This is a genomic window from Bacillus sp. S14(2024) (assembly GCF_050473785.1).
GTDB classification, from domain to species: Bacteria; Bacillota; Bacilli; order Bacillales; family Bacillaceae_G; genus Bacillus_A; species Bacillus_A yunxiaonensis.
Genome location: NZ_JBFLUP010000006.1, coordinates 2,982,218 through 3,007,593 on the forward strand (window position 1 = coordinate 2,982,218; position 25,376 = coordinate 3,007,593).

The 25,376-nt window shown below is 32.5% G+C and carries 10 protein-coding genes and 1 pseudogene; 5 read left to right on the forward strand and 6 right to left on the reverse strand.

Translation table 11 applies throughout. From position 1 onward, the window contains the following. Positions 1–497: 497 nt before the first annotated feature. Positions 498–3,863, reverse strand: coding sequence for a glycosyltransferase (locus AB1279_RS15340; RefSeq protein WP_429761434.1), 3,366 nt, complete (start codon positions 3,861–3,863; stop codon positions 498–500). A 513-nt stretch (positions 3,864–4,376) separates the two neighbouring features. Between AB1279_RS15340 and AB1279_RS15345 the strand changes: the two genes are divergently transcribed. Further along, a complete protein-coding gene (locus AB1279_RS15345; RefSeq protein WP_429759703.1) occupies positions 4,377–4,955 on the forward strand; it encodes a metalloregulator ArsR/SmtB family transcription factor in 579 nt (192 codons plus the stop codon). An 84-nt stretch (positions 4,956–5,039) separates the two neighbouring features. Continuing rightward, positions 5,040–6,245: an MFS transporter gene (locus AB1279_RS15350; protein ID WP_429759704.1), complete on the forward strand. Its 1,206-nt coding sequence runs from the start codon at positions 5,040–5,042 to the stop codon at positions 6,243–6,245. Between the two features lie 126 nt (positions 6,246–6,371). Here the strand turns inward: AB1279_RS15350 and AB1279_RS15355 are convergent, their stop codons facing one another. Continuing rightward, the gene (locus tag AB1279_RS15355) at positions 6,372–7,361 is read right to left on the reverse strand and encodes a ketoacyl-ACP synthase III (RefSeq protein ID WP_429759706.1); all 990 of its coding nucleotides are present in this window, start codon (positions 7,359–7,361) and stop codon (positions 6,372–6,374) included. Between the two features lie 617 nt (positions 7,362–7,978). Here AB1279_RS15355 and AB1279_RS15360 point away from each other — a divergent pair. Then, positions 7,979–8,563, forward strand: coding sequence for an SCO family protein (locus AB1279_RS15360; protein WP_429759707.1), 585 nt, complete (start codon positions 7,979–7,981; stop codon positions 8,561–8,563). 251 nt (positions 8,564–8,814) lie between these two features. Here the strand turns inward: AB1279_RS15360 and AB1279_RS15365 are convergent, their stop codons facing one another. The 3 genes and pseudogenes from AB1279_RS15365 to AB1279_RS15375 all read right to left on the reverse strand — a co-directional run. Further along, positions 8,815–11,013 (reverse strand): transglycosylase domain-containing protein, encoded by a 2,199-nt coding sequence (locus AB1279_RS15365; RefSeq protein ID WP_429759709.1) that lies wholly within the window; start codon positions 11,011–11,013, stop codon positions 8,815–8,817. Positions 11,014–11,107: 94 nt separating this feature from the next. Beyond that, entirely contained in the window at positions 11,108–11,332 is a 225-nt protein-coding gene (locus AB1279_RS15370) for a hypothetical protein (protein ID WP_429750573.1), read from the reverse strand. Positions 11,333–11,826: 494 nt separating this feature from the next. Further along, positions 11,827–12,093, reverse strand: a pseudogene (locus AB1279_RS15375) (glutamate synthase); the annotation flags it as partial. A 75-nt stretch (positions 12,094–12,168) separates the two neighbouring features. On the opposite strand from AB1279_RS15375, the gene AB1279_RS15380 reads away from it, so the two are divergent. Next, a complete protein-coding gene (locus AB1279_RS15380) occupies positions 12,169–12,882 on the forward strand; it encodes a LytR/AlgR family response regulator transcription factor (protein ID WP_429750575.1) in 714 nt (237 codons plus the stop codon). Continuing rightward, the gene (locus tag AB1279_RS15385; protein WP_429759711.1) at positions 12,879–14,195 is read left to right on the forward strand and encodes a sensor histidine kinase; all 1,317 of its coding nucleotides are present in this window, start codon (positions 12,879–12,881) and stop codon (positions 14,193–14,195) included. Before AB1279_RS15380 ends, AB1279_RS15385 begins: the two co-directional genes overlap by 4 nt. Positions 14,196–14,494: 299 nt before the next feature. Here AB1279_RS15385 and AB1279_RS15390 read toward each other — a convergent pair whose 3' ends face one another. After that, positions 14,495–25,375 (reverse strand): amino acid adenylation domain-containing protein, encoded by a 10,881-nt coding sequence (locus AB1279_RS15390; protein ID WP_429759712.1) that lies wholly within the window; start codon positions 25,373–25,375, stop codon positions 14,495–14,497. Position 25,376: the final 1 nt, after the last annotated feature.

Consider the following 25,376-nt stretch of genomic DNA (forward strand, 5'->3'; position numbering starts at 1 on the left):
TCATAATTGAACATTTTTGTTCAATTCTTTCATCAACAGATATAAATGTAAAAACATGGTAGTCCATTGACTAACACATCCCCTTTTATATAGGACTCTTATGTTAATTCACAAATCCTATACACTACATTATGTATACGACTACGTACAAACCTTCTTTTGAAAGTTATACTTCTAATCTATTTTCTAAGAAATATTGGCTATGTCCCTTTGGATAATCATATATCAAATTCATGTGTGGTTAACATAACCTCTAATTATCAGTAATCAATATATCTAGAAATCCATAAAAAACCTCTCCAGATAACTAAAGGAACTTTCAGTTACATGCCCTAGATTATCAGAAGCAAGAAATCTTTATATACCAAACTAAAAACTACGTTTTATTATGCACAGCGGGTTTATATCGTTCAATCATACAAGTAAAATATGGGTTGTTACCACCGTTACGGTGAACTGTAACACGACTAAAAAAAGAGAGCAGGTTATCTACTCTCTTATGATGCCTCATTATGCCGAGGGGATTGCTCAACACTTCCCATTCGTCTAAGTTTATTCCACCCTACCGCTATTCCTCGAATAGAAGAAAGTATGGATTTAATTACAACGTAAGTCATAAATTGACGATAAATAAGGCGTTGTAAAATTAACCAAACTAGTGGTTTAGGATTTTCCTTTTCTAATTTAAAGGCAAAGAGTGAAGCAAAAAGGTCAATTCCAAAGAATAAAAGGTAAAATCCCAAAACTTTTAGGGGATGACTACTAAATATACCCATAATCATTAATAGATCTGCTAATGGAGAAATCGACTGCAAAATAAATTGGAATATCCATATATTTGGTAGCGCAACAAATCCTAATGTTTTATGCTTTACATTAAATAAGGCTTTTCGATGCTTCCAAAGACACTGTAGTGTTCCATACGTCCAACGATAACGCTGTTTAATGAGACTTTTCACATCTTCAGGCGACTCCGTATAGGCATATGCTTTTTCTTCATACACAACTCGATATCCTTGACGCAAAAGAGTTAGAGTAAGATCCGTATCTTCCGCAAGTGTATCTTCACTTAAATATCCCGCTTTTTTCACACGTTTCTTATGCCATGCTCCGATAGCCCCAGGAACTACAGTGATACAATTTAACTCATCAAAGGCTCTTCGCTCTAAATTAAAACCTGTAATGTATTCAACATGTTGCCATGTAGTCAACAGATTTCGTCTATTTCCCACTTTAACATTACCTGAAACTGCCGCTACGTTATGATCTTCAAAATGTCTAACCATTAAAGAAATAGCATCTTGAGCAATAATGGTATCAGCGTCTAAAGAAATAACAATTTCTCCCCGTGATTTTTGGAACCCTAAATTCATCGCGGAGGATTTACCACCATTTTCTTTTTGAATTAAACAAACTTTAGGATGTTTATGAAATGCTTCTTGGATTGCTTTTGAAGTACCATCTTTTGATCCGTCATCAACAATAATGATTTCAAAATCATGATAATCACTATCCAAAATAGAACGAATCGTCTTAGCAATAACCTTTTCTTCATTATATGCTGCTATCACAACACTAACGAAGGGTTGATAAGCAGAGTTAGTAAAAGAACGAGATGTAGTTCTCCTTTTTTGCTTAAACGCAAAATAAATTAAAAATAGAAACCGGAAAATACCTAATCCAATAGCAATATAAAAAATAGTCGTTAATGTGTGATTAAAATATCCCGCTCCTGAAAAAACAGCTCGATCAAAAGGTAAGTACGACTTATCATTAGAGGAAACAGAAGGCATAACATCATCCCGTTTTTTACCCATCAAATCTGAAATCGTCACAAAACTATATCCGTGTTTTTTTAGATCTTCAATAATAATTGGCAACGCCTCTACCGTATGGGTACGATTCCCACCTGCATCATGAAGGAGAATAACATGTCCCTCACCATTATAAATAGGTTTAAGAACACGTTTTACCAATTCATTCGTCGATGGTTGCGTCCAATCTTCAGGATCAACTTTTTCCCCGACCATTGTATAGTTCATATTTTGAGCACGCAAAATAGGTAGTATCTCATTTGGTAAATATGGCTCAGCATCTGCTTCATATGGCGGTCTAAATAAAGACGTAGAGTGACCAGTTATTTCTTGAATGAGTCGCTGAGTTGTATTCAACTCCACTTTTGTACGTAGTGGAGAAGTATCTGCTATGTTAGGATGTGTAAAGGTATGATTGCCAATTTCATGTCCTTCGTCATATATCCTTTTAATAATACTGGTATTTAATTGAGCATTTTCACCAACGACAAAGAAGTCAGCTTTTATTTTATACTTGTTCAGTATATCTAAGATTTCCGGCGTGTAATGAGGATCAGGTCCATCATCAAATGTTAGTACTACTTGTTTTCCTTTCGGTTGTCCATAGCGCTGCACTTGATATGAAGCAGGAAGCGACTGATACACTTCATCTGTAAGATAATTATCTTTGCCAACTTGGAAATCCCTGGATCCATTTTGCCCTGCACTCGTAACCCTTAAGATTTCTCCTTGTCCAGAATAATCTACTTGATCTATACTAGTGATTTTACGTAATGAGCTCGGGTCATTTTGTATCCCTATAGGATCTTTTAATGATTTCCATACAGTAGGGTCTTCTGCTCCTAATCTCCAGAATGCAAATCCTTTTGCATTATTTTTCGATGCAATTTCCATTTGATTGTAGAGAGTAACACCATCTAAAAACCAAACAACATGTTCGTGTACTCCTTCTTTATATCGAAAATATGGGTTTCCACTTGTCTTATCCCATTGAATTTTTAAATTTGAATCATGAACCATCTTCATGACGTCTGAGAAAGTTAAAGACTCAGCGAAATTTTTGCTATCCACTGCCCAATCATATCCATAGTTCCCGAAAGCGACTATAAGTTTTTCTGAGGGAATATCTAAATGATTAAGTGTATCCTCAAACCATTTATTTGAAGCAATTGGTCCAGGATTCCCCGCTTCATAGTGTTCATCATACATCATGACAATCATGCGATCTATTTCTTTAGCTAATACTCCATAATCAAAGGCATTATCATCAGTAGGAACATCTTCTGTTACAAGCAAATGATGTTGGTGAAACACAGTAGTAAGTTCTTTCATAAAATTCGTTAATTCATTTCGATCTTCCTCAGGTATTGACTCAAAGTCGATATTAACACCTGCAAATTGATTAGCTTCGATTTGTTTTTCTAAATCATTAATAAACTTTGTCTGTACATTAGCAGGAGCATGCAACAACTTATCAATCACTGCGCCATCAGGACCAGAAGTTTTTTGAGTAAAGTTGTTGATTAAAGGCATAATTTTTACATGATTCGCTTTCGCTAACTGCACAATATCAGGTTTAATCTCACTACTAATTGTTAAATCTGCATTTAAGTGATACCATTCCGGTACTAACATGGTTAATGAACGGATATTATCCTTTAAAGAGGTCGTACTATTTTCATCCCAGTTTACATAAAAGCCATAAACTTCTTTAGACTGCTTACTATTAGCTCCTGAACTTTGAGAGTATTTCGTGCCATCTATTTGGGCATTAGAGTACTTAGATTCTTCATTTTTTAATTCTTCCTGTAACTGCTGATCACTGAGTTTTTCATTAATAGACACGATTTTTTCATTTTGATTTCCAAAAAATTTCATATACGGGAAATTCACAGTTGATAAAATACTGCGAAAGAAAAAATAGAAAACAATAATCATAATAATTATTGCGAGGCATAGAAACCAATTGAAAAATATTTTTCTTCTTCCTTTAGCATCATAAAAAATAACTTTAGGCTGAGCTTTCTCTTGTTGCGTTTTTTTCTCTATCATTCTTTTAATATACTCCTTTTCTTTCCTCCTAGTACAAACATAAAATATTTTACTAGTTGGTGACTTCCAGCTTAATTGATTGTTGCAAGTAATTATGATGCAAAAAAACAAACTAGAATGTTCTTGCTCATTGTACGTTGCAAACATGTATACTTTCTCTTTCACTTCTAGAACAACCGCTAATAAGGATTAGATAGACTGAGGATAAATATCATATATCATGCATTAAACTGTTTCTCAATTCCTCTTATATAACATTCGAACCAACGAAACATTTTGTGGGGGTAGTTTTCTTGAAACTCATGCATTATTTGACTCTCAAAATAACCCTACAAATTCCAAAAGAAATTTACATCTACCACCAATTAGATATCCCCTTCCTCTATTTAAAATAGAAACATTTCACACAAATAAAGCGCCCTTTTTTTGAAAATTCACTTAACTACTTGAATATTGAAAGTAATTCGATTATATTCTAATTAGATATATATCAAAGTAGGTGAATTCTAAATGCAATTAAACAAAATTGTTGATTTTCATAAGGCGTTAGGTGATCTTACACGGGTTCGTATTATTGCCCTGCTCCAACAAGGTTCTTTGAGCGGACAAGAGATTGCTGGGAAGTTAGGGCTCAAGCCACCAACGATTACACACCATATCACGAAGCTGCGAGAGGTTGGACTTATAAAAGAACGCCGTGATAAAAATACTATCTATTTTTCCCTTAATACAAAAATATTAGAAATGAGTGCTAAGGCTATTTTTACTGTAGGAACAGGAGGTGATTCAAACATGGAAATGTCGGTTACTGAAAAGGAACGTTCAGCTATTATCAATAATTTCTTCACAAAAGATGGAAAGCTGAAAAATTATCCTGCACAACGAAAGAAAAAGCTTGTCGTACTTTCGCATATGATCAAAGGGTTAGAATTCGGTAAAGTTTATCAAGAGAAAGAAATCAATGAATATTTAAAGCAGTTTCATGAGGATTATGCAACGTTAAGACGTGAGCTTATTATGTGTCAATATATGTACCGAGAAAATAATCAATATGAGTTAAACCCCGTTGAGCTATGGTGGTTAAAGTAAAGGGTGTCACCCGACGCCCTTATTTTTTGCCCAACTAATTAGATAATCATAAAATTAGATAAATATAAAATAAGGAGGATAGATATGAATATTTCATTTATAAATGAAGAAAAACAATATCGGAAGTTATTTCTAGCTGGGATTGTTAATGGCATTGGAGATCGCTTTAGTTCTGTAGCTGTGTTAGCGATGCTACTGCATTTAACAGGTTCAGGCTTGGCGGTAGGAATGACTTTAGCAATCCGGTTGATACCCTCTTTATTCTTTGGACCAATCGGGGGAGTGCTGGCTGATCGACTTTCAAGAAAAACAATATTAGTTGGAACAGACCTCATAAGGATTGTATTTGCCTTGTCCTTCATATTCGTTCAAAGTAAAGAAGATATTTGGATTGTTTATGTTAGTTCATTTATTTTAGCCGCTGGTGAAGCTATATATGGACCAGCAAGAAAATCAGCAATACCTCGACTCGTTAATAAAAGGCATCTTGTAAAAGTGAATAGTTTGGAACAAGTAATGATCGGGTTTGTTTTAATCATCGGAGCACTTTCAGGTGGAATAGTTTCGTCTATTTTTGGACCTGATGTAACATATTGGTTAAATGCAGTATCATTTTTAGGAGCTGCACCCATTAACTATACAATTAAATTTCCTGAAAATGAAAATGCTAAAAAAATAGAAAAAGCCGAAAATCTAATCTCCACCTTCAAAAAGGTAATCTTAATGTCCGTTTCGGTTCAAATTCTTTTTTTCTGTGAGATATTAATAGCTTCTATGAATGGAATCGATAATGTTTTAATCAGCGTGTATGCGATTAACGAGTACCATCTTGGAGATGTAGGTGTAGGCCTTTTTTATGGTGCATTAGGGATTGGTTTAATGTTAAGTTTTTCTGTTGCAAATCAATTACAAAAAAATTTCCTTGTTACAGGTTTAGCATGTCTATTGCTTGAAGGGATATTTCAATTACTATTAAGTCAAACACATCTCGTATTTTTTGCATTTCTCATGTTTTGTGGAGCTGCATTTATGTCTGGGATTTGTAATGCATGCTTTGATACCATACTTATGAAGGAAATACCTGAGCAGCACCAAGGGACCATTTTCGGAATATTAACAACAACCCTAAATACCGTATTAGGAATATCTATGTTAATTTCAGGATCCACGCTGCAATACCTCACTCCACGTTCCTTAGGTTTGATCGGAGGTATTGCTTATATTCTTATTGCCATTTCCTTAATTGTAATCATTTCAATGAAATCATATCGGAAAAGAGGTACCATTTGAGAGGTACCTCTTTTCTGATAAAGACTTTCTCCTATTTATCAAAAATAAAAAGCCCTTATCTTTTACAAATCTAAGGGCTTTTCATGCAACAAAATACGTTTATGTTACTATTGGATACATTATCTCCTATTCCTTTGCTAAATGCCACTTAATGATATGTCCAGCATGTGTAAGACCTCCCCCAAACCCATAGAGTAAAAGAGTATCCCCATTTTTCAGCTTTCCTTCGTTCATACCTATGTCTAATGCTAATGGAATGGAGACAGAGGAAGTATTCCCCATATATTCTACACTTGTTAGTGTTTTATCCAGTGGGAAACCTGATCTTTCACATATAGATTCAATCATCCGTAAATTAGCACTATGTGGAACAAACCAGTTCACTTCATCCAGTTGTAATTCTGCTTGACATAACAATTCTTTAATACCAATTGGTAGCGTGCGTGCTGCCCACTTATATACTTCTCTTCCGTTTTGAACCATCTTTCCATGTGTTCTCAAATGGTGCCCAAACATGGTAGTAGATAAATTCGTACGATATACATGCATGCCCCCTTCCCCATTTGTCCCAATATGGGTAGCTATGAAACTAGACAATTCTTCATCTTTCTCGACTAAGACAGCTGCAGCTGCATCTCCAAATAAGATACATGTAGTTCGATCTGTATAATCTGTAACTTTAGATAAGGTTTCTGTCGTTATAACTAAAATCTTGCGATGAAGACCAGATGTAATCAAACCATTCGCCAGATGTAATCCATAAGTAAAACCAGCACAAGTTGCATTGAGATCAACAGCACCTGTATGTTGAATATTAAAATACTCTTGTATTTGACAAGCTACACTTGGAAAAGCGTAGTCAGGCGTAGTTGTTGAAACAAGAATACAATCCACATCGACAAGATTTTTATGATAACGTTCCACTAAATTTTCAATGGCTTTAAAAGCTAATGTAGAGGCATATTCGTTATCACCAGCAATTCTTCTTTCCTTCATACCAGTTCTTTGTATAATCCATGCATCATTTGTATCCACTATTTTTTCTAAATCATCATTGGTCAGTTTTTTTTCAGGTACATAGGTACCAATAGCTGTAATTCTTGCTTTTGATTGCATTCATTTATCCCCCTTACTGTTTTTACACCTGTATTTATAATCAGATATTAGTACCAAGTATTAAATTTGTCAATATTCAAACATAAAAATTATGGAAATTAAATAACTAAACTATCTGGTTATGATATAGAGAGACTCAAGTTCAATACTCAACAAATTAAAGAAATTACTGCACATCGTCCCCCCCTTTTTATAAATAGAAAAACCTTTTTGGTTTAAAACCCCATCTATGTCTAGCCATTTGTAGTCAGGAACAAAACTTGTTAACCATATAATATTTTTTACATTTCTCTTACTCTGCTGTGATTGTCAAAAGTTACTTCTCTTCCATGTATTTGTATTACTCTTAGCTGGATTTCTACTTTCCCCTCGCGAATTAAACGTTTCAATTCAAATCCAAAAATAGGTTTAACAAAACATTTCCTATTCATTTTCAAGAATATTTTGACAAACATGTTAGTAATGACTAATATGAATGGAGTGAATACAATTGTGCAATGCAAATGATTTAGATATAAAAGCCAAATTTATTCGTAGCTTTACTGATAAAACGAGGTAGCATCATGTGATAAATACGAAACAAGTAATCTATAAGGAAGAAATGAAAGGGGATACATATGAAAAAGATTCGTAACATCACACTACTGATGATTGTCAGCATAATCGTATTTTTAAGTGCATGTGGAGAGAAAAAATTGGAAAACTCATTGGACTGGAAAGTAGAGAAGTTTTCGTATACTGATCAAAACGGAAAACCTTTTGGTCTTTCGGACTTAAAAGGAAAAGTATGGATAGCAGACTTTATTTTTACAAGTTGTGAAACGGTTTGCCCGCCTATGACAGCCAATATGACAAAACTTAAAAACATGTTGAAAAAAGAAGGAATCAAAGATGTAGAATTTGTTTCATTCAGTGTAGACCCTACTGTGGACAAGCCAGAAAAAATGAAAGAGTTTATGAGACACTATGATACCGATATGTCTAATTGGCACTTTCTAACAAACTATACACAAGAAGAAATCACCGCTTTTGCCAAAAGTAGCTTTCAAGCATTTGTAGATAAACCAGCAAGTACAACACAAGTCATTCACGGAACAAATCTCTATCTTGTAGATAAGAACGGAACTGTCGTAAAGAGCTACTCAGCCCTTACCAATACACCGTATGAAGAGATTATTCAAGATATTAAAACGATTCGTTAATCCATAATAGAAACCAAATGTAGATAAAAATGAATATACTGGAATTAATAAAATATAACTGAAGGAATGGAATATTATATATAGCATATAAAAAAAGGAATCATAACATTGATTCCTTTTTTCATAGTTTTATTAACATTGATGTGTACGATATACTATAAAGTTATTTCCCTATTTGATATAGTCCTCATCATTACAAATTTAGAAATCTATGAACTTCATGACGAAGCTATCCTTTTTCTCTATTTGCCTTAGTCATGCTTATGTTTATGTTTATCTTTTTTATCTTTTTTATCTTTTTCTTTTTTTTCTTTATCTCCATCATGACCTGAGTTTTCACTCTCATTTTCTTTACTATCGCCCTGTTCCGGATTTTGAGCTTCCGGTGAAACAACTGCGGATGGCGCCATGGACGGAGCTGCTGCTGGCGGAACAGCGTCAGGACTAACTCCATTAATGTATAGCTCATTATTCATTTGATATACGCTGCTCGGCTGTTGGAATCTAGCTGTGCCTGTTCCAAATGTTTGCATCATTGCTTTAAAAATAAGGTGTGAGATTTTTGTTGTATCTCCGAGCATATAATTACCTGAGCCATTTTTCGCATAGCCAGTCCAAACAGCCATCGTATATTGTGGTGTATAACCGACAAACCAACTATCATTTGTCGCTTTAGATGGATAGCCGAACTGACTAAGTGTCTTGTCATCAAAGTTTGTTGTTCCCGTTTTCCCTGCAATATCAAGACCTGGTACATTAGCTGCTGTACCTGTTCCGTTAGATGCATTCACTACCCCACGAAGCATATCGGTAATCATATAAGCCGTATAGTCATGCATAACGCGTTTACCTTTCGACTGAAAACTTATTTCTTTACCGTCTGGGAAAACAACCTTTGTAACGAAATGCGGTTTTGTATACACACCATCGTTTGCAAATGCACCGTATGCTCCTGCCATTTCAAGAGGAGACACAAGGTTACTTCCAATTGCGTAAGACTCATAAACCTGATTACCGGAAAACGTAATTCCGAGTGATTGTGCAAACTCTTTTGCTTTATTCAAACCAACTTCCTGTAATGTCTTCAAAGCTGGAATATTACGTGACTCTACTAAAGCGTTTCGTATAGACATAGGACCTTTATAATCCGTATAAGCGTTCCGTATAGGTTTTCCATTTGAGTAATGATACTGTTCGTCCACAAGTTGGTGGTACGTTGACCATTTTAAATTTTCAATCGCTGGACCATAATCAAAGATTGGTTTAAACGTCGAACCTGGTTGACGGTTTATATCAATAGCGAAATTATTTCCTCGAAATGTTGCCTTGTATTCATTACGGCCACTTCCAATAGCACGCACTTCACCCGTTTTCGAATCCATAAACGTAAAAGCGGCCTGGAAACGATCGTTCGGATAACTCACAATATCTTGTGTATTCATGATTTTATCGGCATACTGCTGTGCTTTCGGGTCAAGTGTCATATAAATTTGAAGACCATCCGTACCGATATTGACGTCTTTCAACTTGTCTTCAACTTCTTTTGTTGCAGCATCCAAAAACGCTTCATAAGGCATACCTTCTTGATTGGTTTTCGGAACAATACCTTTCGTTACCGGAACCTTCATTGCATCCTGCATTTGTTGCTCTGTGATATAACCTTGTCTATGCATAGAGCTTAAGACAAGGTTACGACGCTTTGTCGCTGCTTCCTCGTTTTCCGGTTTAGACGGATCGTAGTTATTCGGGCTTTGTGGCAGCCCAGCTAACATGGCAGCCTGGGGAAGCGTCAATTTTTTCAAATCATTCGCTTCAATACCGTAGTAATTTTTCGCTGCAGCAGCAACGCCGTAAGAGCGGTTTCCAAGATTAATTTTGTTCAAGTACATTGTTAAAATATCTTGTTTGGAATATTTTTGCTCCAGCTTATACGCCAAGTACCATTCCTGTATTTTTCGTTTTAACGTTTTTTCTGGAGACAAAAATGAGTTTTTAATAACTTGCTGTGTAATGGTACTTCCACCCTGAGATCCAAAGTTCCCAGTCAAGTTTTCCAAAATTGCTTTACCAGTTCGCTTTATGTCTATGCCATGATGTTCATAAAAATGAGAATCTTCTGTAGCAATAAATGCTTGTTCCAACACCTTTGGAACCTGATCATAAGTAATTTTTGTTCGTTTTTCCTTTCCATATTCATAGATAAATTTTCCGTCTTTATCATAAAACTTCGTCGATAGTGGATCCTCCAATTTTGAGGCCTCTATTTTTGGAGCGTCTTTAATCATAGAAAAAAACATAACAACTCCTGCTCCTACTATACTGAGGCCAATCAGCAAACAGGCAAGTAAGACCTTTTTCAAAAATAATCCTTTTTTGGAGGACTCTCCACTTTCTGTTTGTTTTTTCTTTATTTGTTTTCGTTCCTCACGAGAACGATACGTTTCTGTCATTATTCTTCTCTCCTGCGTTTCGTTTACGTATGAAAATTGTAGACTATGTTAAGTAAGCCCCTTTGTTAGCTTACCGTCTACTAAATTATGAGTATTATATTTGACCTAACACTTTCTCATCTATAACGCGTATGTAACGTACTAAATAGGAATTTATTATATAATCTCCTTCGTCACTTTTCGCAACAAAAAACTTGTCATGTTTCACCTTTTCTAAGACTTCTTGTATAACCTCTTCCTTTTTAGCATCTAATCCTTTTATTATTTTTTCTTTTTTAATATCATTATCCAAAGTATAGCAAACAGTAAATTCCTTCAAGTTAAATCTCCCTTTCTAGTACGGTTTCCATTGTTTTAAGTAGAAGTGAATCTCTATTTATGCAGACCATTATATGCGTAAAATTCATATACAACATACACACTTAGTTATCGCTCAATTTTGTTTTTCATAGGCTTCATACAAGAAACAAGCTTCCTTATTGCTTCCTTCCATCCATCTATACTTATTTCGCAAGGAACCTTATTTTTAAGGGGGTCGTAAGAGTTTTTTCAGAAAAAATTCTTATGAATTCCCAAAGAATGTAGTTTATCCCACTACTTTAGGGCAGTAAGACTCCCACCTCAAGGTTTAAAAAACAAGGAAGATAGGTGGGAGATGAAGCCCCCCACTAATGGAAGATTCACTTTATCCCCTGGATAAAAAATGCTGGATATGTGTTAAGGCTTCTATTACAATTTTTTATCCATATACAGAAAATGAAAAGCAGATAATCATCTAATATAAAGTAGGCAGTTATCTGCCTTTTTCTTTTAATAGACTTTTTCAATTCTCGGAATCTCTCTGAAAGTAATTGTGCCGTTTTCACCCTTACAATTTTCCATTTGAATCGTATGGACTTCTTTTAAACAGGCTTGTTCATCTCCTACCAGTTTCTTCGTTTGAATGCAATATACGCGCGGGTCTTCACCAAACTTCGCCTTCGCTTCCTCATACGCATACTCCTCTACTGTAAATGTAAACGAAAACTCTGGCCACGGATTGTCGTACACACGCTCTTCCGGCAATTACGGATGTTTGGTATAATTTAAAATGTAATATATATAATTACATTTTATAAACTTGTTATATTTAATACATTCAAAAGAGGAGATAGTATGAATATTAGTATTGTAGATGATAACAAAAATATTCTAGATCAAGAACTTAATTTATTAAAATCCATACTTAGTAAAGAAGGTATCATTTCTGAAATAACCACTTTTACTTCGGGAGATTCTTTCTTGTTTGCTTTAGAAGACAAGATGTTTGATTTAATACTTCTAGATATAGAAATGCCAGATATAACTGGAATAGACATAGCAAAAATTATAAGAAAGAAAAATAAAAATTCATTAATTATTTTTATAACATCACATTTAGAATTCGCTATTGATTCTTATGAATTAAATATTTTTCGGTATATTCCAAAAAGTAGAATGGAGGAGAAGTTGCCTCTCGCTCTTAAAGATGCTATTAAAATAATAAACTTACAAAATAAAAACTGTTATACTATTCAAACTAAAACAAGGTTTCAAAAAATACCTTTGAATAGCATCTTATACATATATAAAGATGGGAAAAATTCAGTCTTTGTCACTGAAGATGATTCAATTAAAGTGAGGAAGCCCTTGGCTGCAGTTTTTTCAGAAATTAATTGTAAAGAATTTTTTTACATCGACAAGGGAGTTATTGTTAATTTATTACATATAATAAAGATCAAAGATAATATGGCTGTTTTAAAAAATAATGAAATTTTATCAGTAAGTAGAAATCATATTAATGAATTAAAGTCTAAAATTCATATGTTTTGGGAAGAGAATTTGCTATGATATTTTGGGAGTTAGATTATTTAACTTCAATTTTTTCAATTATAATTGGTTACAGGGTATTAAATTTATTATTACCAATTCGATTTAACAATAAACAAACAATTGGATATGAAATTTGTTTCTCTATTCTTCTATCATTGATTATTTGCATTCTGAATATTGTGGAATTACCGGTTTTACTAACACTTTTGTTTTGTATTATTTTTTTTACAGTTACTTCAATATTTTTATATAGTACTAAAATGAAATTTATATTTTCTTTCGTATCTTTTTATTTTTCTACGATTTTATTGTGTAATAGCGTTGCATTTGTTATTACGAATGCAATAAATAATTATAATGGTTGGAATACATATAATCACTCAACGAGTTACATATTTATTATTTACATAATCAGGATTGCAGAAATAATAATTTTATATCTCTTTTATAAAATTTTTTTAAGAAAATATGATATAGATGCTATTTTAACAAAGTACAAATACTTCTTATCGATTGCTATTTTAGGCTTAGTTACAGCTTATTTTGCTACAAAAAAATCATTTATTTATGTGAATCAAGGGATTGTATCAAGTTGGATTGCATTCATTATTTTAGGAATATTAACACTGTTTTTAATCATATTATTTTTCACTAATTATGAAAAAGAAGAAGAAAAGAAAATAATTGAGTTCAAAAATAAGATGTTACAAGAAGATTTTGTTAAAATGCGTGAACTTTATGAGAATAACGCTAAAACTTATCATGATTTAAATAATCATATGACAATTTTGTATAAATTAATTAAAGGCGGTAAAAGTGAACAAGCGTTGGATTACATCAATAATATATCGAAACCCATATTGAGTAATTATGGACAAAATGTTTTTACTAACAATACCATTGTAGATTTTGTAATCAACAATAAGCTGGAAATAATTAAGGAAGAAAAAATTCAAAATACTATTGAGGTAGAAATTCCCCAAAAATTGAAACTAGCTGATAATGACATTGTAGCTATACTTTCTAATCTTATTGATAATGCGATCGAAGCATGTCAACATATTGAACAGTTTGATGAACGTTGGATAAAGATTACAATAAAAAAAATTAATGAAATGATTTTTTTGAAAATAGAAAACAGTATTTCAATTGAACCAAAGCTTTTAAATAATCACTTTTTAACTACTAAGAAAGATAAAAAATTTCATGGATGGGGTTTAAAAAGTGTAACATCTATAGTAAATAAGTATGAAGGATATATTAGGTATGAATATACAAATAAATCTTTTAATGTAGTAATATCTTTGTCAGATATTGATAAGCTAAATTAAATATTAAATGAAAGTAGCTGAATTGTTACTCATAAAAAAATTGTCTCCAGTTTCTTATTTTTGTTTGTATGGTTACTTACAATTATATAGAACGAGGCGTTTTTTTGTACGTAAAAAGAGGGCTGCCTATAAGTCGGTTTCACCGATTTATGGGACAGCCCCTTTATAATAGTTTAGATACTATAATTACTTATGTTGAGTAGCATAAATAGTAATCAATATAGAATCCCTAAAACTATTATTATCAATTTAAAAATAAAATATTTTGCGATTAAATTTCCCATTCATCAAAAATAATTTTATAGTTCATCAGTAAAAGAAGATAATGGAACATAATATTCTTCCTCATTTTCCTCTCCAACACTTAATCTTTCAGCTACTTTTTCAATAGTTTCTAATTGAAAGAGCTCCTGCAATGTGATACGAATTTTAGTTTTCATCTCTATCATATTAACTAATCGAATTGCTTTAAGAGAATTTCCACCCATATCAATAAAGCTATCTTTCACGCTAAGATGACAAATGTTTAATACATCTTGGAAAATATCAAGTGTAATTTGTTCCCATTCATCTTTAGGTAGTACCTGTTGTTCTTTTCCTTTGAATTCCGGTACTGGTAAAGCTTTAGAATCAATCTTCCCATTAATAGTTACTGGTAATTCTTTAAGACGGATGAAATATTGTGGAATCATGTATTCCGGTAATTCCTCTCGAAGAAAGCTCTTAATTTCTTCCTCATTTATGTCTTCATCTTGAATTAAATAAGCACATAAATAATCAAAACCATTATCATTTCTTAGTAAAATTGTTGCATTCTGTATACTGTTTAATTTTTTCAATCGATTTTCAATTTCCTCAAGCTCTATTCTAAACCCATTTAACTTAACTTGTTTGTCAATCCTTCCTAGATAAATTAAATTACCTTCATTATCCCATTTTACTAAATCACCAGTTTTATAAAATCTTTCACCATTGATATCTTTATCAATTAAAAATTTATCTTCATTCAGTTTATTGTTATTTAAATATCCCCGAGCTAATCCTGGTCCTCCGATATATAGCTCTCCTGGAATGTCTATTCCACAAATCATATTATCCGATTTAACTACTGCAGATGTATTAGTAATAGGTTTACCAATCGGTATTTTTTTATTGAAATCAATACTATTATCAATTGGATAGAATAAGGAAAATGTTGTTGCTTCGGTCGGACCATATACATTGTATAGTTTTAAGGATTCCTTTTTGTTTTCCATTAATCGCTTTACATGTTTATTAGAAGTAGCTTCTCCACCAAAATAAAGTTGCTTCAATGAATTAAATACTGTTGGATCAATTTCTACATATTGATTAAATAACGCGGTTGTGATAAACATTGTATTTATTTGTTTTGACAATATATTTTCTTTAAGCAATTCAATATTAGATAAAACCTCTTTATCAGCAATATGCACATATCCACCATTTAATAGTGAACCCCAAATTTCGAAATGAGATGCATCAAATGATAATGAGCCTGTCTGGAGTATTGAAACACCGGAAAAATCAGCATAATTAGTATCTTTTACTAACCTAATTATACTTTTATGTTCGATCATAGTTCCTTTAGGATGACCTGTTGTCCCAGAAGTGTAAATTACACAGGCTATATCATTCGGATTCATATCTACTGATTGGTATACGTTCTCCTCAATTGTTGTATAGTCTAGTTTATTTGTATTAATCATTAAAACTGAATCATCAATAAAGTTAGCTAATCTATCATCCTGAACTAAAACAATCTTTAATCCACTATCACCGATAAGATAATTAATTCTATTTGGCGGATAATCTGGATCTATTGGTAAATATGCATAACCGGCTTTTAAAATAGCTACCATTGAAACCACTGTATATATATTTCTTTCAACAACCAATCCAATATAATCATTACCTTTTTCTGAATCATTTAGTAGCTTGCTGGCTAACCGATTGGCTAATTGCTCTAGTTCTAAATATGTCATTTCATTATTATCATCACTTAATGCAATTTTATAAGGCGCTATTCTAACTTGTTGTTCAAATAATTCAAGAATAGTATGTTGAACGTTAGAAATTTCATTACATTTACTAAACGAGTCTATAATTTGTTTGATTTCATCTTTGGATGAAATTTGAATATTTGATACTGGAATAGATGGATCTTGAAGTACTTGTTCTACAATGTTTAATAATTGAGAGAGTAATTTTTTTGATATATTTTCATCATAACAATTAGCATTAGTCATTAGTTTTAATTGTAATTGTTCACTCTGATAACCTACTAAAGTCATATCATAATTAGTTTGCTCTCTATTATCTTTTAATTCAAATTTCAATTTATTATCTTTATCCTGCTCCGTTTTATAATAATTTTCGAAAACAACTGCAGATTTAACTAAATCTTTCCCTAAGTTCGTACATTCTGTTTGAATTTCAGCTAATGAATAGTGATCATATTCATTACTTGAAAGGGCTTGTTTTTGCATTTCCTTAAGCAAATCATTAAATTGGCTCTTCTGCTCGGTAACTACTCGAACAGGAATAGTATTTATGAAAAGCCCAATTGTAGATTCGATATTATTTATTTCAACATCTCTTCCTGAAACAACTTTTCCAAAAACTACGTCTCTTTGTCCTATATGTTTTTGAAGTAATACTCCCCAGATTGTTTCAAGGAATGTATTCATTGTAACGCCAGTAGTACGGCAAAGTTTTTCTAGTTGTGTTGTTGTTTCGATGCTAAGTGATGTTTCAGAAATAATAATTTCTTCTGATTCTAACTCGCAATTAGAATTTATTTCAATTTGAGCATTTGTATCATATCCATTTAATAATTCTGACCAATATTTAATCCCTTCTTCTTTCTCAATGAACTTAATAGTTCGAATATATTCTTCATAGTCATAACGACTATGAAGTTCTTTACTGATTTCATGCTTTGAAATACCAGATTCTAACTTAGAATAGAATTGACTTAAGTCATTCATTAAAATCGACATACACCAGCCGTCCATTATAATATGATGGAAGCTAATTACTAATTGAGGCAATTCATTTTCCAAGTGAATGAAAGCTACACGAATTAAACTATCGTTTTCTAAATCAAAACCTCTTCGAACATCCTCTTTTAAGAAGGCTTCTCTTTCCTTTTCTTGATTTTTTGACTGTGAAAGATCTATTTCATTAAATTCAATATCTCTTCCCTTTAACATCACTTGCCTTGGCTCACTTACATTCTGATAAGCAATACTCGTTTCAAGCACGCCGTGCTTTTCTTTTAATAAATCCAAACTCATTTTCAAATGCTCGACAGAATGTAAGCCACTAACAGAATACACACTTTGAACAACATACTCACTTGACTCTTCATTTAACAATTTGTGATACAACATTCCCTCTTGCATCCCTGTCATCGGGATAATGCGATCAACCTCATATCCCTTGTCCGCGTATTTTTGAACAACATTGTTATATTCTTCAAGTGACCAATTTTCTTCCCCAAGGTCAAAAGGTGTTCGGATCGTTTCTTTTTGTTCCAAACAATGTTGAATTACTTCTAATAATTCATCTTTAATTGCTTGGATGAAAACATCCATCTCCTCCTTTACGTACTCTGAACCATTGAAGCTTAAAACTACACTTAATTTTTTATCTGAGATTGCACCATCTAAAGATAATTTGGTATGGAAAGTATCCTTTTCTGAAACATCTCTTCCATGTGAAAGACTGCTCTCTGAAAAATCTTCTCCAGATTGACTAAATTGAAACTCTCCAAGATAATTAAAAGTTAAATCAGGTTCCACTCCTTCAAGAACAGTCTCTCCCAATTCATTAAGAATGCCATAACCGATTCCATGATGAGGAATTCTCCGTAAAGTTTCTTTCGTCTTACTAATATCCATTCCAATAGAATCGCCAAGTTCCTCTAAGACAACTGGATACGTACTAGTAAACCAACCGACAGTACGATCAATGACCATAGAATCCACAATTGCTTCACGTCCATGCCCTTCCATATGAATGGCTAAAGAAGTTTGACCTGTGATCTTGTTCACCGCACGACCAACTGCCGTTAATAATAAATCATTAATTTCAGTTGAATAAGCTGTGCCGGCTTTTTGTAGTAGGTTCTCAGTCTCTTTTTTAGATAAGGACATTGTTACTTTTTGAGGCTCTAAGTATAATCCCTCTTCTTTTACAGGTAATAACAATTTTCCTATATTCACCTTAGACTCAACAGTCTTCCAATAATTCACTTCAGACTGTAATTGAGAGCTTTCGCGATAAGATTGCAGTGCCAAGCCCCACTCCTTGAAGGAGTGAGTTTTAGGAGGTAACTGAATCTCCTTTCCATTTTTAGCAGCTTCATAGGCTACTTTAAGATCCTCTATCAAGATTCTCCAAGAAACTCCATCTACCACTAAATGATGAATACTTAATAGAAGATAATCACCATCTTGTAGCTGAAAGACTCCAGCTCTTAAAAGCGGACCGTTTTCCAAATCCATACTAGCTTGAATTTTAGTAGACTGTTCATCAACCATGGCATACGCTTTTTCCAATGGGAATGCGGTGTAATCATAGCTTTCTACCGCTACAAATTCACTATCCGCTACAGATAGAATGATTTGTTTCCCATCTCTATAAGTAGCTCTTAACATATCATGATGAATGGTCAGCGATCTTAACGCTTGCTTCAAAGGTAGAAGCGCTAATCCCGTAGGGATTTGTAAGAAAACGGATTGGTTAAAATGATGCTTGTCCATTCCTTTGTGAGCCATAAACGCTTTTTGAATTGGAATCAGTGGAACTTCTCCTATAACTTCCGATTGGTCAATCTCTAGCACTTCCTCTTTCACTTGAACGCTTTGTGCGATTCTTCGAGGTGTTTTTTTGTCCATAATATCTGGAACTTTTAAGCTATATCCTTTTTCTCTTAACTTCGAAATAATTCGGATGGCCTTAATAGAGTCTCCACCTAATGAAAAGAAATTCGCATCGATTCCGATTAATCCATCAATATTTAACACATCTTGAAAAACTTGTACAATAGCTTCTTCTCTCTCATTTCTAGGTTCAATATATTCTTCTAGGTCTGTAAAACTAGGGTCTGGCAAAGCTTTACGATCTAATTTACCTGTTCGAGTTCGTGGAAATTCTTCCAACTGAACAAAGCATGCAGGTATCATATATTCTGGTAAGTTTTGACTTAGTTCTTCTTTTAAATAAGCAGGCTCTACAGAAGACTCTGTAATAATGTACCCGCAAATGATCTTCGATCCATTATTTTCTTTCACCAACACTACAGCGTCTGACACTTCAGGTAGTGCTCTTAGTTTACTTTCAATTTCACCCAATTCAATACGGAAACCTCTAATTTTTACTTGTTCATCTATTCGACCAAGATAATCAATATTTCCATCTGGCGTCCATCTCGCTAAATCACCTGTTCGATACACCTTTTGTCCAGGAAGATATGGATTTTCTACAAACTTTTCTTCTGTTAAATCCGGTCTATTTAAATATCCCCGAGCTACTCCATCACCACTAATACACAACTCTCCAGGAACCCCAATTCCGCAAATCTGATTCTCATTTAAAATGAATAGTTGCGTATTTGCAATTGGCTTACCAATTAAAACAATTGAAAGATCCTCTTCACTATTAAAGTTATAACCAGTAGAACAAACTGTGCATTCAGTAGGACCATACAAATTATATACATCCTCTATTTTTTCTCCAATCAGTTCTTTGAGTTGACGTACCAAATCGATTGGCACACATTCTCCTCCAAGATAAACCTTTTCAAATAAGAGTTCTTTTTTACTTGATTTTGTATAATCTACTATAATTTTAAACATTGACTGAACCATTATAACTTGTCTATTTCTCATCAATTCTAATAATTTTTCCGGATTATTTCTATCTTCTTCTGGAACTATAACCAATGTTGCGCCAGTTAATAAGGTAGGAAAGATTTCCATAACAGATCCATCAAAAATGTAATTAAAGAATTGCAAGACCTCCGTAGTTTCCGTATATTTACCTGTATTCTTTTGCCATTCAACTAAATTTATAACATTTTTATGTTCTACAATAACTCCTTTTGGCGTTCCTGTAGTTCCTGACGTATAAATCATATAAGCAGCGTCATCTGCGCTTGATATAATAGATAAGTTATTTTTATTACTTGAATAGCACTCCTCTATATCTAAGAAACTTATATTTTCAAATTTTTCTTTTAAATCTTTAATATGAGAACTTGTTATAACTAGTTTTGTATTACTATCACTTAGCATGAAGTTAATTCTATCCATTGGATACCCTGGATCTAAAGGTAAATAGCCAGCACCAGATTTTAAGATACCCAAAATTCCAGCAAACATTTCGAATGATTTTTCAGAAATAATCCCTACAAAATCGTTCTTACTTATTCCTCTATTTCTAATTTCTTCTCCAATTGAATTTGCCCAATGATTAAGTTCCTTATAGGTTAATGTTTCTTCCTTGTATCTTAGTGCAATTAAGTTAGGGTAATTAGCAACTGTCGCTTCAAATACTTCAATAATATTTCGATCATTCAAATATGTCATCTGAGTATTATTAAATTCTAAAAGTACAATCTGTTTTTCTTGTTCCCCAATCATTTCAATATTTTTTATCTGTATATCTGGTTTCTCTATAATACTCAAAATTATCGAATGTAAATTTTCTAACAACCTAGCTGAGAAAGTATTATTATATATTTGAGCGTCATACATTAACTTCAATGTAAGATTCTCTTCATTCAATACATCTAGACTAAGTGGATAGTTTGTTTGCTCTCTTAGTTTCTCAAAATAAAGGGAGAAATCCTTAGTCTGCTCAATATTAGTCTCATAATAATTCTCGAAACCAACTATGGTAGTGATTAAGCTATCATTATCAGTACATTGGCTTTGAATTTCATTTAAAGGACAGTAATCAAAATTCCCACTTTCAAGTGCTTGATTTTGTAGGCTTGTCAATAATTCAAGGAAAGTGTCATTACGACCTGCTTTTACCCTTACTGGTATTGTATTGATAAATAAACCGACCATTTTATCAATATCTTTTAGCTCTACATTCCTACCGGATACGACTTTTCCAAAGACAATATCATCTTGATTGGTATATCGTTGCAATAAGATTCCCCAGACAGCTTCAATAATCGTATTTAAAGTAACTCCATGTTTACGACTCAATTCTTCTAATTTTTCTTTTTCATCTTTTCTAAGACGGATACTGGCCAATCCAGTTTCATTATTATTTTGTTCAACTTCCCCACACGGTAAAATCATTGCTTGGTTATCATAATCCTCTAATAACTCTTTCCAATACTCAATTCCTTTGCGAATATTTTTTTCTCGCATTAGATACACAAAATCTTCATAAGTTGAACTAATTTTCTCTAAATTATTGATTTGGCAAATTTCTTTCCCTGCACTAATTTCAGTATAGAAATTAAGCAAATCATTAATAACAATTGATGTGCACCATCCATCCATTATTATATGATGGAAACTAAGAATCAAACGGTACTCTTCCTCACTATATTTCACCAAAATAGCTCTAATTAAATTATCATCTTCTAAATCAAATCCTTTTTCCATATCAAAACGGCAAACCATATCAAAATCACTATTTATATTGACAGATGTACTTAAATCAATTTCATTTAATTCTACAGATCTTCCTGTAATTACTGCCTGTCTATACTCACTTACTTCTTTATGAATAATACTAACTGATAGTGCAGGATATTTTTCTTGCAATAAATTTAAACTTCTACTTAGGTATTCTTTATTTACTTTTCCTTCTAGTCTAAATATATTTTGAACAAAATAAACAGATGAATCAGGATTCTCTAATTTATGGAAAAGCATTCCTTCTTGTAAAGAAGTGAGTGGATAAATACGATTTAATCCTTGATTTTTGCTTTTCAATTTTCTTTCAACATTTTTATACTCAGATAGTGACCAAGATAATTCACCTTTATCTGAAGGTGTAGAATGTACATCAGAGGACATACAATGAGAAACAACTTCATCTAATTCATTCCTATAATAATCTTTTAACTTATGAATGAAGCTCTCTTCAAATAGTCCAGAATCATATATTAATGTAACATTCAATTCCTTTTCGATGACTACACAATCTACTACTATAGGGCTTCCAAATCGATTAAACTTTGAAACTTGCTCACCGTGGTCAGTATCTTTAATTTTAAGAACTAGCCCATTATTTTCTTGAGAAAAATTCCCCAAATAATTAAACGTAATATCTGGAATTTCATCTTTTAATACTTTATCGCCACAATATTTAAGTACCGAATAACCAAATCCATGATTTGGGATTTTCCTGAAATTTTCTTTCGTATTGCAAAGATCATCTGATATGCTCTTACCTATATCTTTTATAGAAACAGGATAAATTGTAGTGAACCAACCAACAGTTCTATCAATTGGTACGTATTTTCCAATCGACTCCCTTCCATGGCCCTCCATCAAGATAGAGATATCTGTTTGCCCTGTCAATTTGTTAATTGTACGGAAAAGAGCAGTTAACAATAAATCATTGATTTCTGTATTATATGCTTTATGTGAATTGTACAAAAGATTATTTGTAGTCTCTTCAGATATTTGAAATACTTCATACTCAGTTCCAACTTTTTCGGTAACTGCTTTATTATCAAAATGACTGTTTGGAATGTTCTTTTCCACTTCTAACCAATAAGGAATTTCTGAAGATAATTTATCTGAATTTCTGTATTTATGTAATTCTTCACTCCACTCTTGAAAAGAAACAGTCTTATTAGGAAATTCAATTTTTTCACCATTTCTAGTTTTTTGATAACCATAGTTTAAATCCTCAGCAATAATTCTCCAGGAAATACCGTCTATTACTAAATGATGAACACAGATAAGTACATAGTCTTTATCTTTAGTTCTAAAAATAGCCCCTTTTAATATCGGCCCTTCTTCTAGATTTAATAACTTTTGAATATTATTCCCTTCGCTTAATATCATTTCATTTATTTTATTTTGTTCATTTAAATGCATAAGGTCAAACAAAAGAAAATTAAAGTCATTTTCATCATAATCAGAAATAGGCTTTATAATCTGATTACCGTCTTTACTATACTTTGCTCTTAACATATCGTGATGTTGAACTAAGCAAAAAATAGTTTGACTTAAAATATCTGAATCAACTTGTTCTTCGCTCTCAAATAAGACAGACTGATTAAAGTGATTTGGCTCTTCCATGTCGGATTCAAAAAATTGACTTTGAATAGGAGTCAGTTTAACATTCCCCTTAATTTCAGATTGATTAATTGTATATTTTTGAATCTTTTCGATAGTTTTAGCAATATTCCCAACAGTTTTTTCTTTAATTACTGATTCCATGGATAAGTTAAAACCTTTTTCCCTTAGGCTGGATACCATACGAATCGCTTTTATTGAATCACCACCGTAATCAAAGAAATTTGAATTTAAGCCCACTTTTTCAACCCCAAGAACTTCTGAAAAAGCATTTGCTACACATATACTTTCAACAGAGTCTGGTTGAATATACTCTTCACCATATTCAAATATTGGTTTCGGTAATGATTTTTTATCTATTTTACCATTTAATGTAAGAGGGAATTCATCTAGTTTTATAAAATGTGCAGGAATCATATAATCCGGTAAATTATTATCTAATTTATCTTTCAAATCAGTAATAGCAATCTCTGAATCTTCAATAATGTATGCACATAGATATTTTTCCCCTGCATCCTCGGTCAAAATTACAATTGCATTTTTCACCTGTGCAATCTCTTTTAATCGACTTTCAATTTCCCCGAGTTCAATTCTAAATCCTCTAAGTTTTACTTGATCATCAATTCTACCTACATATTCAATATTGCCATCAGGTAATTTTTTGACTAAATCTCCAGTACGATATAAGCGCTCTAAATAATTTTGGGGATGACAAACAAATTTTTCTTGAGTTAAAACGTCTTGATTTAAATAACCTCTAGAAATTCCTATCCCACCTAGATACAATTCACCAATTTCACCGACTTCACATTCAACTCCTTCTTGAAAGATATATGCAGTTGTATGGCTAATTGGTTGTCCAATAGGAGTTTTATTACTAGTTTTCTCCAATTTTTTTATTGGATGAAATAATGAAAAGGTAGTTGCTTCAGTCGGTCCGTATATATTGTAAAAAGCCAAATCATCACTTTTGTATTTTAAAAATAGCTTCACATGTTCTTCTGACGCAGCTTCCCCACCAACGTATAATTGTTTTAATAAATTGAATGCTGCTGCATCTAAACTGACAAACTGATTAAATAGGGCCGTTGTAATAAACATAGTATTTATTTTTAAGTTTCTAATTACATCTTTGAATAAATTTATATCACCTAACAACTCTTTTTCAGCTATATGAACATGGCCGCCATTTAGTAAAGCACCCCAGATTTCAAAAGTAGATGCATCAAAAGATAAGGATCCTGTTTGTAAAATAGAAACATCCTCAAAATTACAATAATTAGTCTCTTTTACTAATCTAATAATATTCCTATGCTCTACCATTACTCCTTTTGGGGTTCCTGTTGTTCCAGATGTATAAATTAGATATGCCAAATCTTCTGGTTTCACAAGAGTAGAATTATTCTCATTAATAAAATAATCAGAATAATCAATTTTGTTCAAGTTTAATATTGGAGTTTGAAGCATTAAATGCTTCAAACTCTCCTCATGCTGCGTCAAAATATAATTGGTTCCACTATCTTTCAACAAATACTTAATTCTATTGTCTGGGTATGATTCATCTATCGGCATATAGGCAAAACCAGCTTTAATAATGCCTAATATTCCAATGATAGTTTCTGCTGTTCTTTCAGCTACAATTCCAATGTATTTTCCATTCCCAATAATTTCATTTCTGATTTTATTGGCAACTATTTCTGATTTCATATCTAATTCTTGATAAGAAATCTCAGTGTTTTTATCAGAAACAGCAATTTTTCCTGGATGCTTTTTTACTTCTCTTTCGAATAAAGTTATTAAATTATTTTGGAAAATAGAAGAATTTTCTTGGCTATCAAATACTTCAGGATTTTGTATATTTAATGTTTTCTCGGACATT

Excerpts from the sequence above, each read along its gene's own strand:
- AB1279_RS15345 (WP_429759703.1), top strand. The coding sequence starts at position 4,377 with ATGCAATTAAACAAAATTGTTGATTTTCATAAGGCGTTAGGTGATCTT.
- AB1279_RS15350 (WP_429759704.1), top strand. The coding sequence starts at position 5,040 with ATGAATATTTCATTTATAAATGAAGAAAAACAATATCGGAAGTTATTT.
- AB1279_RS15355 (WP_429759706.1), bottom strand. The coding sequence starts at position 7,361 with ATGCAATCAAAAGCAAGAATTACAGCTATTGGTACCTATGTACCTGAA.
- AB1279_RS15360 (WP_429759707.1), top strand. The coding sequence starts at position 7,979 with ATGAAAAAGATTCGTAACATCACACTACTGATGATTGTCAGCATAATC.
- AB1279_RS15365 (WP_429759709.1), bottom strand. The coding sequence starts at position 11,013 with ATGACAGAAACGTATCGTTCTCGTGAGGAACGAAAACAAATAAAGAAA.
- AB1279_RS15380 (WP_429750575.1), top strand. The coding sequence starts at position 12,169 with ATGAATATTAGTATTGTAGATGATAACAAAAATATTCTAGATCAAGAA.
- AB1279_RS15385 (WP_429759711.1), top strand. The coding sequence starts at position 12,879 with ATGATATTTTGGGAGTTAGATTATTTAACTTCAATTTTTTCAATTATA.
- AB1279_RS15390 (WP_429759712.1), bottom strand. The coding sequence starts at position 25,375 with ATGTCCGAGAAAACATTAAATATACAAAATCCTGAAGTATTTGATAGC.